Origin of the sequence: Pseudomonas sp. NY15463, from assembly GCF_048068415.1 — a bacterium.
In the GTDB taxonomy this organism is placed as follows: Bacteria; Pseudomonadota; Gammaproteobacteria; order Pseudomonadales; family Pseudomonadaceae; genus Aquipseudomonas; species Aquipseudomonas mosselii_C.
This window is the reverse complement of record NZ_JBLUQD010000009.1, coordinates 154,566-167,837: the sequence shown is the minus strand read 5'-3', so window position 1 is coordinate 167,837 and position 13,272 is coordinate 154,566. Positions and strand designations below refer to the sequence as shown.

Here is a 13,272-nt window from a genome sequence, read left to right as displayed (position 1 = left end):
GCATCCACAAATTAAATGTTGAAATACAGCGTATTCAATTACTGAATGTGCGTCTGGCGCCCGACATGCGCTTCGGGCAAACCATCGCCCTGGCCGAACAGCTTGTGACGCAAGGTGCCGTCGCGGTAGGCGGTGGGATAACGGCCACGCCGTTGCAGCTCGGGGACCACCAGCTCGACCACCTGTGTCAGGTCGTCCGGTTGTACGGCGTAAGTGAGGTTGAAACCGTCGATGCCAGTTTGCTCGAGCCATTGCTCCAGCTGGTCGGCGATTTCGACGGGATCCCCCACCAGCACAGGTCCGCGTCCGCCCAGGCCGACGAATTCGGCGGCCTCGCGGACCGTCCAGCGACGATTCGGGTCGGCGGCAGTGAAGGCTGCCAAAGCGGTGCGTCCGGCGTCGTTTTCGACATATTCGATAGGTTCGTCGGGGTCTAGCCCGGCGAAGTCGATGCCGGTCCAGCCCGAGAGCAGGGCCAGGGCGGCGTCCAGGTCGACATAGCGGCGATATTCGGCGAAGCGGGCCTGTGCCTCGGCACGGGTGGGTGCGACGATCAGCAGCGCCTGGGCGTAGATCAGCACTTGGTCGCTGCTGCGTCCTGCCGCCGTGCTGGCTTGGCGTACCCCCTCGACGTAGCGGCGCAGCACGCTGGGCGTGGGCCCGCTGATGAATACGCACTCGGCGTGGCGGGCAGCGAATAGCTGGCCGCGAGCCGAGGCGCCGGCCTGGAACAGCACCGGAGTGCGCTGTGGTGAGGGCTGGCACAGGTGTATGCCGGGTACCTTAAAGTGCTCACCTTGGTGCGCGATGGCGTGCACCCGCGACGGCTCGATGTAGCGGCCAGTGTCGCGTTCGAGCAGCACTGCGTCATCGTCCCAGCTGCGTTCCCAGAGCTTGTACAGCACTTGCAAGTACTCTTCGGCCAGGTCATAGCGCTGGTCATGGCCCAACTGGCGAGCCAGGCCCAGGTTGCGCGCGGCGCTGTCGAGGTAGCCAGTGACGATGTTCCAGCCGACCCGCCCGTTGCTCAGGTGGTCGAGCGTCGACATACGTCGTGCGAACGGGTAGGGGTGTTCGTAGGTCAGCGAGAAGGTAACGCCGAACCCCAAGTGGCGTGTTACGCCGGCCATCGCCGGGACCACCAGCAGCGGGTCGTTCACCGGCACCTGCACGCCGCCGCGCAAGGCCGCCTCGGAGCTGCCCTGGTAGACGTCGTAGATACCCAGCACATCGGCGATGAACAGCGCATCGAACAGCCCGCGCTCCAGCAGGCGCGCAAGGTCGGTCCAGTATTCCAGGCGGTTGAAGGACACGCTGGTATTGCGCGGGTGGCGCCACAAGCCTGGGGACTGGTGGCTGGCAGCGTTCATGCTGAAGGCATTGAAGCGAATCGGGCGAGGCATTGTCGGGGTCCTATCAAGGCAGCACGGCAGTCGGGTATACCGCTTCGGCCACGTTCAGCTTGCGCGGAATCAGTCCCAGGCCCTGGAAGGTATCGGCCAGTTTCTGCTGTTCGGCGACGATCTGCGGGGTGATCGCCACGGCGTTGTAGTTGCGCCGTTCGCTGGCCACCTCCAGCACGTTGGCATTGATGCCCAGTTGCGGCGCCAGCAGGGCAGCCACTTCGCTGGGCTTGGCGTTGGCCCACTGGCTGACCTTGGCCAGCTCGGTGAAGAAGGTCTTGAGCAGGTCGCGATGCTGGTCGGCGAAGGTGGCGGTGGACAGGTAGAAGGTACGGTTGTTGGACAAACCGCTGCCGTCGCGCAGGTTCTTCAGCCCCGGCTGGCTTTCGGCGGCGGCAAGGAACGGATCCCATAAGGTGACCGCCTGCACGCTGCCCGACTGTAGGGCAGCGACGGCGTCGGCGGCATTATTGACGTAGGCGGGGGTAATGTCCTGGTAGCTCAGGCCGGCCTGCTCCAGGGCCACGGCCAGCAGGTACTGAGCATTCCAGCCGCGGCCGGTGGCCACGCGCTTGCCCTTGAGGTCTTCGACCTTGGCGATGTGGTCCTGCTCGCGCACCACCAAGCCGATACCGCGTGGGTAGGGCTGCTCGGCGGCCAGGTATACCACCGGCTTGCCGGCGGCCTGGGCGAATACCGAGGGCGCGTCGGCCGCATGACCCAGGTCGATGGCACCGGTGCTCAGGGCCTCAAGCAATTGCGGACCGGCGGCGAACTCGTGCCAACTGACTGTCACCCCTTGCGGGGCGAGGGCCTTTTCCAGGGCGCCGCTGCCCTTGAGGATGTTGATGCTGTTGAATTTCTGGTAGCCGATGCGCAGCGTCTTGGCATCTGAGGCGACCGCGAAGGACCCAGGCAACAGGGCGCTGGCGAGGCTCGCCAGAAGGCCGCCGAGCAGCAATCGGCGTAGAGCGGAGAAAGGACGGGCAGGCACGATGAAACTCCTTGGGATGGGCAAAGGACGTGCTTGCAGCCTAAAAAGGAAGTGGGATGACTTTCAATTTTTTTATTACTTAAAGTTAGAATGTTTTGTTATTTTTATATCCTTTTATTTTCACAATGAGCCGCGACTGGACGCGCATGACATTTTTTTCACATACCCTTGCTAGCATCGCCGCGACTTTCTCGGGGAAATCGAATCGATGATCAAGGTCTTGCGCAAGCGCGGTGTCAAACTGGCTCTGGCCAGCGCTGCCGGAGTGCTCGCCAGCGCGTTGGGATTCTTTGCCTGGCAAACGTTCTATCCGGTGCAGGCGGCCGACGGTTGGCAGGTGAGCGTGTTGCACGATTCGTTGGCCAAAGCCGCTTCGCTGCTGCCACAGGCCGATGGCAGCCTGCTGGTCAGCCGAGAGCTCAGCGCTGGGTTGGGCAGTATCGTGCGCATTACACCCGAAGGTGACCGGGTAGTGCTGATCGACGGTCTGTCCAAGCCCGACGGCATGGTCGCGGTCGACGGCGGCTGGGCGTTCAGTCAGGAGGTGAATCAGGCACCGGTCAGCGTTTCGCGCAATGGCCAGGTGCGGTCGCTGTTCCTCGGCAACAACGTGCAGGGCCTGTTCAATGAGGGCGACTACCTGTACGCCATCGAGGATCGCAAGGGTGACGGTCGTTTGATGCGCTATGACTGGCGCACGGGCCAGCTCGATGTGCTGCGTTCGGGGCTGAGCGAAAGCGAAGGCCTGACCCGCTGCAGCGACGGACGCCTGCTGTACACCGAGAAGGCCGCAGGCAAGATCCGCGCACTGACCACGGGCGGGCATGACCCGGTGGTGGTCGAGGGGCTGAAGAACCCTACGTTCCTGCTCTGCGACCAACGTGGGCTGTGGATCAGCGAAGATTCCACGCACCGTGCGCGTTTGCTGCGTATTGATGGCGACGGTTCACGCCACACGGTCCTGAGCTTCCTCAAGGCTCCACAGTCCATCGTGCCCGATGGCAAGGGTGGCTATTTACTCGCCGAAGGCGGGCGTGACCGGGTGCTGCGCCTGACCCCAGCGCGTGTGGCGCGCATGGCCCAGCTTTAGAGGCGCAACCTGCGCCGCGCCGTCACGCCATAGCCTTGCCATGGTGTAACACCCAAGCGATTCGGTAAAAGAGCACTGTGCAGAGACAGATCACCCGACAACGCCGTATGGCAACCATTCAAATGAATGCGTGGCGAATGGTCATTTCTGGTGCACACTGTTCAAAGGTATAAGGGCCAGCCGGTCGTTCAAGACCTTAGCGCGCCCGATTCGTATAGCAATCAATCGGGAGTGCGAGGATCGCAATGAGTGCACGGAGTGTGTGCCAATCGGTGTGGTTGTTCCTCGTCATGAGCTGTTTATCGGCAACGGCCTGCGCCCAGCAGGAGTGTCAGCACTTGACCGCCACGGGCAATCCTGAGTACCCGCCGTACCTCTGGCGCGACCCGCAAAACCCCCGGCACTTGATCGGTGCCAATGCCGACCTGCTCAAACAGGCGGCCAAGGCGCTAGGCCTGGAGGTGGACGTGTTGTACGTGGGGCCCTGGTCACGGGCCCAGGAAGAAGTCGCCAGTGGTCGTATCGACATGATGGCGGGTTACTTTCGCACTCAGGCGCGCGAACAACTGATGGACTTCATCAGTCCCGCGTTCCTGTACAACGCCAGTGTGGTCTGGGTGCGTCAGGGCGAGGCATTGCACTACAGCGATTGGGCTGACCTGCAAGGGCTGCGGGGCGGAACCTTGGTCAACAATAGCCATGGCCAGGCATTCGACGATTATGCCCGCGCGCACTTGTCCCTCGAAGCGGTGCCCAGCGCCACCCAGGCTTTTGAAAAACTACTGCGCAAGCGCAGTGACTACGTGATCTTCGAGCATTACCCCGGGCTGGCCCTGGCTCGCACCTTGGGTAAAGCGCAGCATCTGCAGGTGCTGGAGCCGCCGATATCCAGCGAAGGCTTGTACGTGGCGCTGTCGCGTAAATCGGCCTGCAATGTGCCGCAGTTGCGTGAGCAACTGGCGCGCCAGATCGAGGCGCTGACGGCCGGTGCGTTGCCTGAGCAATTGGTCGCGCACAACCTCGAACGTTGGCAGCGCCAGCAGCAAGAGGATCGCTAACGAGCGTCAGCGCGTGACGTTTTGCGTTGCGTGCCGTCGATCTCGACTGACCAGTCGTCGGACGCATGATCCACGCCGATCAAAGATTTTCCGCGCGTAGACAGGTGAAGTGCCATTATTCGGTGCCAGCATGGCTGCGCGCCAGGGGGAACCCCCCGTTTCATGCCGCTTCCAGATCCATTGCAAGGTGTGAAAACTCCGTGCGTTTGGTTAAAGCTTGAGTACAATCATCGGCTTTTTCGGGCCTTTCCCTGGCCTGTTCCTGGGTGTGCGCATGCTGACCGGTAGCTACTCCTCCTCGCTGGTGTTGATCTCTCTGTGCGTGGCTATTCTCGCTTCCTACACGGCACTTGATCTGACCGGGCGTATCGCCACGGCCAAGGGCCGTGCGGTGCATCTGTGGATGGCCGGGGGAGCGCTGGCCATGGGCATTGGCGTGTGGTCCATGCACTTCATCGGCATGCTCGCGTTCAGTCTGCCGATCAGCTTGGCTTATGACGCCGCGTTGACGGCACTGTCGCTGCTGATTGCGGTGCTTTCCTCGGGATTCGCGTTGTGGCTGGTGAGTCAGCCGAAGCTACCGTGGCTGCAATTGACCCTTGGGGCATTGGTGATGGGCAGTGGCATCGCCTGCATGCACTACACCGGCATGGCGGCGTTGCACATGCAGCCGGGCATCGACTACGACCCCAGCCTGTTCGCGGCCTCGTTGGCCATCGCTGTGGGCGCTTCGGCGGCGGCCCTGTGGATCGCCTTCCGTCTGCGTCAGCACACGCCCTACGTCCGTCAGATCCGGGGGCTGGCAGGGGGGGTGATGGGCATCGCCATCGTCGGAATGCACTACACCGGCATGGCGGCGGCGAATTTCCCCGAGGGCAGTTTTTGCGGTGCACTGCCCGATGGGCTCGCGGGCGACGGCCTAGTCTACCTGGTGCTGATCACCACCCTTGCGGTGCTTGCCGTGGCACTGGTGACCTCGGTGCTGGATGCACGCCTGGAGCTTCGCACTGCCGAGCTTGCGCGCTCGCTCACCCAGGCTAACCAGGAACTCACCCAGCTTGCCTTGCACGACACCCTCACCGGGCTGCCCAATCGCACGCTGCTGGCTGATCGCATCGACCAGGCCATGGGCCGGGTGGCCGAACAGGGTGGCTGCTTTGCCTTGATGTTCATCGACCTGGATGGTTTCAAACCAGTCAACGATGCCTTCGGCCACCATGTCGGCGATCAGTTGCTCAAGGCGGTGGCGGCGCGCTTGCGTGGCCACCTGCACAGCCAGGACACCCTGGCGCGCATCGGAGGCGACGAGTTCGTGCTGTTGGTTGAATTGCAGGAACCGGACGACGCCATGGGCGTGGCCGTCAAGCAGGTCAACCTGGTGGCCCGGCCTTATCGGGTGGCCGAACATGACCTGCAACTGTCGGCGAGTGTCGGCATCGTGCTGTACCCCGGCAATGGCGTCGACCAACAGGAGTTGCTGCGCAACGCTGATGCGGCCATGTACCACGCCAAGAGCGCCGGTAAGAACGGCTACAGCTTCTTCGACGCGTCGATGAACAGCAATGCCCGTCAGCAACTGCAATTGCTGCAGGACTTGCGCGTGGCGCTGGAGCAGGGCCAGTTACGTCTGCACTATCAGCCCAAGTTCGACGCCGTCGAACGCCAACCGATTGGAGCCGAAGCGCTGTTGCGTTGGGAGCATCCGCAGCTTGGCCTGATGCTCCCCGACCGCTTCGTCGGCCTTGCCGAAAAGACCGGGCTGATCATCCCAATCGGCGAGTGGGTGCTGAACGAGGCCTGTCGGCAGATGCGCGTGTGGATGGATCAGGGGCACGCGAACTGGCGCGTCGCGGTGAACTTGTCGGCGGTCCAGTTCTGCCACGCCGGGCTCGTCGACACGGTGGCGCGTTGCCTGAACCTGAACGGCCTGCCGGCCAACCGGTTGACCTTGGAGATCACCGAGACCACCGCCATGCGCGATGCCGACGCCAGCCTGACAGTGCTGCAACGCTTGTCGGACATGGGGGTGGACCTGTCCATCGATGATTTCGGCACAGGTTACTCAAGCCTGATGTACCTCAAGCGCCTGCCTGCCAATGAGTTGAAGATCGATCGCGGGTTCGTGCGCGACCTCGAACAGGGCAGCGACGATGCGGCGATCGTCTCGGCCATCGTCGCCTTGGGCCAGGCGCTTGGGTTGCGAATCGTCGCCGAAGGTGTGGAGACCGACCGCCAGCAGGATTTCCTCACTCAGCTGGGTTGCGATTCACTGCAAGGCTATCTGCTCGGCCAGCCCATGCCGGCAGACCGCTTTCTCGCCGGGCTCGGTGCGCGGTACGCGCAGGTGAGCTAGTCAGCCCACCGCTGGCAGGGGGCAGGGCACCAGGTCGAAGGTGTCCAGCTCGGCTTCCACGGCTTCGATGATCCGCTCCACATCGCTGGCGGCCATTATCGCGGCGCAGGGGATCCCGGCGATTGCCAAAAGCGTTTGCCCGGTGGCTCGGTCGAACAGCCGCGCCACCATGCTGCGCGGGGCGTCCATGCTGGCTTCGAAGCCCAGGGGATGGAAGTGCCAGCGCATCACCTGGCAGGCGTTGGGGAATGTCATCTTGTTCATGCCAGCCTCCTTGTTCGTGGGTTCTGAACGCGGTGATTCGTCTTGCTTGAGCCTTGCCTCAGGAAACTAACCATAGCACCGGTGTGACGCACGATCCGGGAAAAATATGACAAATGTGCCAAGGCATGACGTTGGTCACAGCCCCGATATCCGGGCGTGGGCCGCTGATGCACTGGGCAAACGTTTTCGCTGCGCAGCCTTGACCGGCGGGCTTGGGCCGCTTTCGGACCGGCGGTCAACCCAGCAGGCCAGCGGCGATGTTGATCGTGAAGCCCAGAATCGCGGTGTTGAACACGAAACCCACCAGCGAGTGCGCCAGCACTACCCGACGCATGGCGCGCCCGCCGATACCGACGTCGGAGGTTTGTACCGCGACGCTGATGGTGAACGAGACGTAGTGGAAGTCCCAGTAATCGGGGTTGCGCTCGCCGTCTGCGAAGCGCAGCAACGGCTCGCGGTCGCTGCCGGTGTAGAACAGCCGCGCGTAGTGCAGGCTGAAGATGCTGCCGATCAGCAACCAGGAGCCGGCCACGGTGAGGCCGGTATACAGGTAGTGCAGGGCCAGGGCACTGCCGGAAAGCCCCCGACTGGAGACCAGTTGCAGGGTGACCGCTGCCAGGCTGGCAATGGCCGCGACACTCACGGTGACCAGCACCAGCGCTGCGTTTTCGTCTTCGACGCAGGCAACCCGGCGCACCCGCTGGGCATCGGCGCGCAGGCTCAGCCACAGGACCATGGCCAGGTACAGCCATACCCCCAGGTTCCAACCGGCAAGGATATGCTGCACGGTGTCGGCTGCGGGTATCAGCCAGGCGCCGACGAGGCCGGCCAGCGTGGCGATACTCAGGCGCGGATGGGTGCGGGTAAGGCGGTGGAAGGCCATGCTGCCTCGCTGGCAGGGGTATTGCGAGCAACTTTAGACCATGTGCGCCACGCGCGGGACTTGCCTGCGAGCAGCGTGGCCCGGCGCCGAGGTTCGATCAAAGGCGTCGGATTGGGTTACCATCGTCGTCGCTTTCATTAATGAAAAGCCTTGTATGTCAAGGTGATAGCACGTGATTTTCGTAACAGGATTGCCGTTTTGACCGATCTTCTGCGCAACCCGCTGTTGCAGTACCTGGCCCGCCTGGCGCCATCGAGCCAGCTGACCATGCGCTATATCCTGCAGGATGTCGCCGACCGCCTGGGCTTCGTCGACGCCGACATCGCTGAGGTGCCCTGGCATCACCTGGAACCTGGGCATGTGGTGGCGTTGGTCGCCGCGTTGCGAGCCGACGGCTATGCCCCCAATACCTCGTCGCTGTACGTGAATGCCGTGCGCGGGGTGATGAACGAGGCCTGGCGCCAGGGGCTGATCGAGCATGCGCAGCTGCTCAGGATTCGTGAGGTCAAACCGGCCAGTGGCAGCCGCCTGCCGCCCGGGCGCAACCTTCGGCGTAGCCTGATTCGCGAGTTGATGGAGGTGTGCGCGGCTGACCCGCGTCCCCAGGGGGTGCGTGATGCGGCGATCCTGGCATTGCTTTACGGCACCGGGATGCGCAAGTCCGAGTCGGTGGACGTGGACCTGGCCCAGGTCGACTTCGAGCAACGCAGCGTGGTAGTGATGGGCAAGGGCAACCGCCAGTTGCTCAAGTATGCCCCGCCTTGGGCCTTCGACAAGCTACAGGCCTGGCTCGACCTGCGCCGCCAGCATTTGCCGGCTGGTGAGCGCGATGACAGCTTCCTGTTCAACCGCATTCGGCGGGGCAGCCATATTACCCGCGCACGCATCACCAAGCATGCCATCTACTACATCGCACGCCAGCGCGGGGCGCAGGTGGGGGCTAAGATCATGCCGCATGATTTCCGTCGGGCGTTCATCACTCGGGTCATCGAGGAGCACGACCTTTCGATTGCCCAGAAGCTGGCGCACCATGCCAATATCCAGACCACCGCGGCCTATGACCGGCGCGACGACAATGAGCGGCGCCGCGCGGTAGAGCAGTTCGACTACTGAAGCGGTGCCGGCACCTCGATCAGTGGATGCTTGAGGCCAGTTCGAAGATCGGCATGTACATCAGGATGACGATCAGGCCGATCAGCAGGCCGATGAACGTCATCAGCAGCGGCTCGAACAGCTTGACGAACCACTCCACCCAACGACCGATCTCCTGGTCATGGAAGTCCGCGCAGCGTTCGAGCATCTCGCCGAGGTTGCCGGACTGTTCGCCGGCGCGCAGCAGGCGCAACGAGACCGGCGTGACCAATTGCCCGGCTTCCAGCGCATCCGATAACGCCAGGCCCTCGGCGACCCGCCGGCTGGCGTGCTCCAGGCCCTCGCCAGCGGCGTTGCCCAGTAGCCCGCGCGCCATTCCCAGGGCGGTGAGGATGGGGATACCGCCTTGCAGCAGGATCCCTAGCGAGCGGTAGAAGCGCGCCAGTTCGTACATCATCAGGCGCTGGTGCAGCGCCGGCACGCGGCGCAACTGTCGGCTGGCCCAGCGGCGCACCGCCGGCTGGCGGCGCAGGGCCAGTAGCCACGCCACGCCGCCTGCCGTGCCCAGGGCCAACGGCAGCTGCTGGGCATGCAGGAACAGCCCTATCTGCATCAAGACCCGCGACAGCCACGGCAACTGCGTGCCCATACCCTCGAACACCAGGCTGAAGCGCGGCACGACATACCCGAGCAAGAACAGCACCACGCCACCGCCGACGAGTAACAGCAGCAGTGGATAGACCGAGGCCCCGACCAGTTTCTGGCGCACCAGATCCAGGCGCTGGCGATAGCCGATGTAGCGCGTCAGCGCTTCACCCAGCGCGCCGGTGCGTTCGCTGGATTGCACCAGGGCCACATAGAGCGTTGGGAACACCCGCGGCTGCTGTGCCAAGGCCAGCGACAACGACCTGCCTTCGTACAACTGGCGCACCAGCGCTTCGAGGGTCTTGCGCGGCGTGCCGCTGGGTGCTTTTTCGGCGAGGCTTTCCAGCGCGTCGATCAGTGGCAGGCCGGCATTGAGTAGGGTGGTCAGTTCCTGGCTGAACAGCACCAGGTCGAACGCCGGGGCGCGGCGCCAGGCAAGGCGCCCGAGACCATGGCCAGGCACACGCACGCTCAGCACGCGCAAACCTTGGTCTTCGGCTTGGCGCCGCGCTTGGTCGCTGTCCTCGGCGTCAATGTGCAACTGCACTACGCCCTGGCGACCCAAGGCTTTGAGTTCGTAGCGCATCGCTTTGCCCCTCATTGCCAACTGGTGATTTCGGCGTTCTCGCCGTCGCCGCCGGGCTGACCATCCTTGCCCATCGACAACAGGTCGTATTCAGCGCCGTTTTCGCCAGGCTGGCGGTAAAGGTAGGGACGTCCCCACGGATCTTGCGGTACCGCCTTTTGCAGGTACGGACCCGACCAACGCGCCTCGCCATTGGGCGCCACCACCAACGCCTGTAAGCCCTGCTCGCTGCTGGGGTAGTGGCCGACTTCCAGGCGATACAGGTCTAGGGCCTTGCCCAGGCCCTCGATCTGCGCCCGCGCCACCTTGGCTTCCGAGCGCCCGAGCTGGCTGAAGTACTTGGGTGCGACGATGCCGGCCAACAGGCCCAGCACCACCAGCACCACCAGCAGTTCGAGCAGGGTGAAACCGCGTTGGGCATGGATTCTGCGCTGCATGGTGAAATCCTCCGTTGCGTGTGCACAGCGTCCATGCAACAGGCGTGCACGGCTGCGTCGCGGCCTTGCGCCATGGGCTGTGCAGCGCAGCGTGTGCTCGGCACGCTGCTTGCGTCAGAGCCTTGCACCCGGATTTTCCGGGGCATATCCCCCCACTTCGGGGGGCCATGAATTGGAGGCGACCGGCATGCGTGGGCTGATGCTGATAGCGACAGGGGTGGCGGCCGGGCTGATGGCCTTGGGCGCCGAGGCTGATGTGTACATTTCCAGCGATGGCAAGGGCGGCTTGATTCTGTCCAACGTCCATCGCCCGGGGCGCCAGTACGAGCGGGTGGTCAGCGAGGTGCCCGGTGGCAGTGGGCCGGTGAATGCACAGTGGATCACTGGCCGCCCCTACGCCGAACTGGTGGCCGCCGCTGCACTGGCCAACGACGTGCCGCAGGCCTTGCTGCATGCGCTGATCAAGGCTGAGTCGGGTTACAACCCCAAGGCCCGCTCGCCCAAGGGGGCGCTGGGGCTGATGCAGTTGATGCCGGACACGGCCAAAGCCATGGGGGTCAAGGATGTGCTCGACCCTGAGTCCAACGTGCACGGCGGGGCACGTTACCTCAAGCGTATGCTGACCCTGTTCGACAATGACATCACCCTGGCGGTGGCGGCCTACAACGCCGGGCCCGAGGCGGTGCTGAGCCGGGGCCGGGTGGTGCCGCCATTCGCCGAGACCCGTCGCTACGTTCCCGCAGTGCTGCGCGACTATCGATTGCTGCAGGGGCTGGCCGAGCCTTGACCCTGATTCCCCAACTCTGGGCTATAACCAATGAATCGTGCCCAGTTGCGGAGCCCGTCATGGACCTCGTCCATCGCCCTGATTCAACTGCGCCCAGCGCTGAGGCGGGGGCCGTGCGCAAACCGTTCAACTTGCTGCGCTGGTACGCCTGGGTGAGCCTTGCGATCATCCTATCGGTGGCGGCGGGGCTGGGGCTTATCTCCAGCCGCTTCATCATCAACGAAAGCGTCGAGCGTGACGCCTTGCTGACTGCGCAGTTCATCACCGCCATTGCCGACGCTGAAGTGCGCCATGTCTCGATTCCCAACGTGCGCACCATGGGCGAGTTGCTCGACCCGCGGACCGACCGGGCCATGCCTGATGTTGACCCGGCCGCCCGGCGTAACGCCAGAGGTGAGTTTCTCGACCATATCGCCCACCTGCCGGACATACTGCTGGCGAATATCTATGCCCCTGACCGCACAGTGATCTGGTCGAGTAACCCGGCCTTGATCGGCAAGCTGATCGAGGGTGACGACGACCTGAGCCGGGCTTTCGAGTACAAGATGCGCGTGTCGGCCAGCTACCACAATGCCGAGCGCGCGCGTAGCGAGCAGGAGTTCGTCACCCCACCTGAGCAACTGTTCATCGAGAACTACATCCCGCTGTTCGACGCCGGTGGCGAGACGGTTACCGCGATGGTCGAGATCTACAAGGAACCGCACGACCTGATTGTGCGCATCGAACATGGCCTGATGCTGATCTGGCTGGCTATCGCCGTAGGGGGGGGGCTGGTGTACGTCGGGCTCTACGGCATCATGCGTCGCGCTGCGCGGCTGGTGGCCGTGCAGCAGAAGCGCCTGATCGGTAATGAAACCTTCGTTGCGTTGGGGGAGGTGTCCTCGGCGGTGGCCCATAGTTTGCGCAATCCATTGGCCAGTATCCGCTCAAGCGCCGAGCTGGCGCAGGCCTTCGACGAGGGGCCCGCACAGCGGCACGTCAACGACATCATCAGCCAGGTCGACCGCATGTCGCAGTGGGTGCGCGAGCTGCTTCAGTCGTTGCGTCCGCTCAATGACGAGGCGGTGGCTGTGAACCTGGCTCAGGTCCTGAATGAAAGCCTGCAAGCCTGCGACGGGCTGCTGCGTCGCGCCGGGGTGCAGGTGCGGGTGCCCACGATCGGGTCTGTGCGGGTGTTGGGGCAGCCGGCGCTGCTGGGGCAGATTTTCAGCAGTTTGATTGCCAATGCGCTGGAATCGATGGAGCAGGGTGGGCAATTGCACATCGAGTGTGTGCGCCACGACCGGCGGTACCTGGTGTTGCGTTTTGCCGACACAGGCAAGGGCATGAGCGAGCAGCAGCAGCGCATGGCCTTCAGGCCGTTTTTCAGCACCAAGCAAGGCGGACTGGGAGTGGGGCTGATGCTGGTCAAGCGCATCATGGAGCGCTTCGGTGGTTCGGTGCGATTGAGTAGCCGCCAGGGCGGTGGGACTCGCGTATCGCTGAGTTTTCGCGTAGCCAACTCTTGATTCTTTGCATTATAAAAAATGTAAATATTTGATTTTATTAGTTTTAAATTTTGGGGGAAATAGTACCCAACATTGGGGGTATATCTAGAATCTAGATTGCATAAAGTATTTAAGTTTTTGTTATTAAATACAAAATATTTTCAATGGATACTGGCTAGCTTTTTGCTACCTC

The 13,272-nt window shown here is 63.1% G+C and carries 12 protein-coding genes; 6 read left to right on the top strand and 6 right to left on the bottom strand.

Annotation, left to right across the window (positions count from 1 at the left end):
* Window positions 1–38: 38 nt before the first annotated feature.
* Together ACNFIC_RS22110 and ACNFIC_RS22105 are read right to left on the bottom strand one after the other, a co-directional pair.
* The gene (locus tag ACNFIC_RS22110) at window positions 39–1,403 is read right to left on the bottom strand and encodes an LLM class flavin-dependent oxidoreductase (RefSeq protein WP_416782008.1); all 1,365 of its coding nucleotides are present in this window, start codon (window positions 1,401–1,403) and stop codon (window positions 39–41) included.
* A 13-nt stretch (window positions 1,404–1,416) separates the two neighbouring features.
* Window positions 1,417–2,397: an aliphatic sulfonate ABC transporter substrate-binding protein gene (locus ACNFIC_RS22105; protein ID WP_138217954.1), complete on the bottom strand. Its 981-nt coding sequence runs from the start codon at window positions 2,395–2,397 to the stop codon at window positions 1,417–1,419.
* 208 nt (window positions 2,398–2,605) lie between these two features.
* Between ACNFIC_RS22105 and ACNFIC_RS22100 the strand changes: the two genes are divergently transcribed.
* The 3 genes from ACNFIC_RS22100 (at window position 2,606) to ACNFIC_RS22090 (ending at window position 6,898) form a co-directional block, all read left to right on the top strand.
* The gene (locus ACNFIC_RS22100) at window positions 2,606–3,487 is read left to right on the top strand and encodes a hypothetical protein (RefSeq protein WP_138217953.1); all 882 of its coding nucleotides are present in this window, start codon (window positions 2,606–2,608) and stop codon (window positions 3,485–3,487) included.
* A 290-nt stretch (window positions 3,488–3,777) separates the two neighbouring features.
* Entirely contained in the window at window positions 3,778–4,545 is a 768-nt protein-coding gene (locus ACNFIC_RS22095) for a substrate-binding periplasmic protein (protein ID WP_416782025.1), read from the top strand.
* Between the two features lie 274 nt (window positions 4,546–4,819).
* A complete protein-coding gene (locus ACNFIC_RS22090; RefSeq protein ID WP_416782024.1) occupies window positions 4,820–6,898 on the top strand; it encodes a putative bifunctional diguanylate cyclase/phosphodiesterase in 2,079 nt (692 codons plus the stop codon).
* On the opposite strand, the gene ACNFIC_RS22085 is transcribed toward ACNFIC_RS22090, so the two are convergent.
* Window positions 6,899–7,162, bottom strand: a complete 264-nt coding sequence (locus ACNFIC_RS22085) for a DUF1652 domain-containing protein (RefSeq protein ID WP_138217951.1) — start codon at window positions 7,160–7,162, stop codon at window positions 6,899–6,901.
* A gap of 235 nt (window positions 7,163–7,397) precedes the next feature.
* Window positions 7,398–8,045 carry a DUF1345 domain-containing protein gene (locus ACNFIC_RS22080; protein WP_138217950.1) on the bottom strand — a complete coding sequence of 216 codons (648 nt, stop codon included), beginning with the start codon at window positions 8,043–8,045 and terminating at the stop codon, window positions 7,398–7,400.
* Between the two features lie 198 nt (window positions 8,046–8,243).
* On the opposite strand from ACNFIC_RS22080, the gene ACNFIC_RS22075 reads away from it, so the two are divergent.
* Window positions 8,244–9,158 (top strand): site-specific integrase, encoded by a 915-nt coding sequence (locus tag ACNFIC_RS22075; protein ID WP_416782005.1) that lies wholly within the window; start codon window positions 8,244–8,246, stop codon window positions 9,156–9,158.
* A gap of 19 nt (window positions 9,159–9,177) precedes the next feature.
* Here ACNFIC_RS22075 and ACNFIC_RS22070 read toward each other — a convergent pair whose 3' ends face one another.
* Window positions 9,178–10,368, bottom strand: a complete 1,191-nt coding sequence (locus ACNFIC_RS22070; protein WP_416782003.1) for a type II secretion system F family protein — start codon at window positions 10,366–10,368, stop codon at window positions 9,178–9,180.
* Between the two features lie 11 nt (window positions 10,369–10,379).
* Complete coding sequence (gene gspG / locus ACNFIC_RS22065) at window positions 10,380–10,805, bottom strand: type II secretion system major pseudopilin GspG (protein ID WP_138217947.1); 426 nt, start codon at window positions 10,803–10,805, stop codon at window positions 10,380–10,382.
* A gap of 187 nt (window positions 10,806–10,992) precedes the next feature.
* Between gspG and ACNFIC_RS22060 the strand changes: the two genes are divergently transcribed.
* Together ACNFIC_RS22060 and ACNFIC_RS22055 are read left to right on the top strand one after the other, a co-directional pair.
* Window positions 10,993–11,592 carry a lytic transglycosylase domain-containing protein gene (locus ACNFIC_RS22060; protein WP_138217946.1) on the top strand — a complete coding sequence of 200 codons (600 nt, stop codon included), beginning with the start codon at window positions 10,993–10,995 and terminating at the stop codon, window positions 11,590–11,592.
* A 59-nt stretch (window positions 11,593–11,651) separates the two neighbouring features.
* On the top strand, window positions 11,652–13,100 hold the full coding sequence (locus ACNFIC_RS22055; protein ID WP_416782002.1) for a sensor histidine kinase: 1,449 nt from the start codon (window positions 11,652–11,654) through the stop codon (window positions 13,098–13,100).
* Window positions 13,101–13,272: the final 172 nt, after the last annotated feature.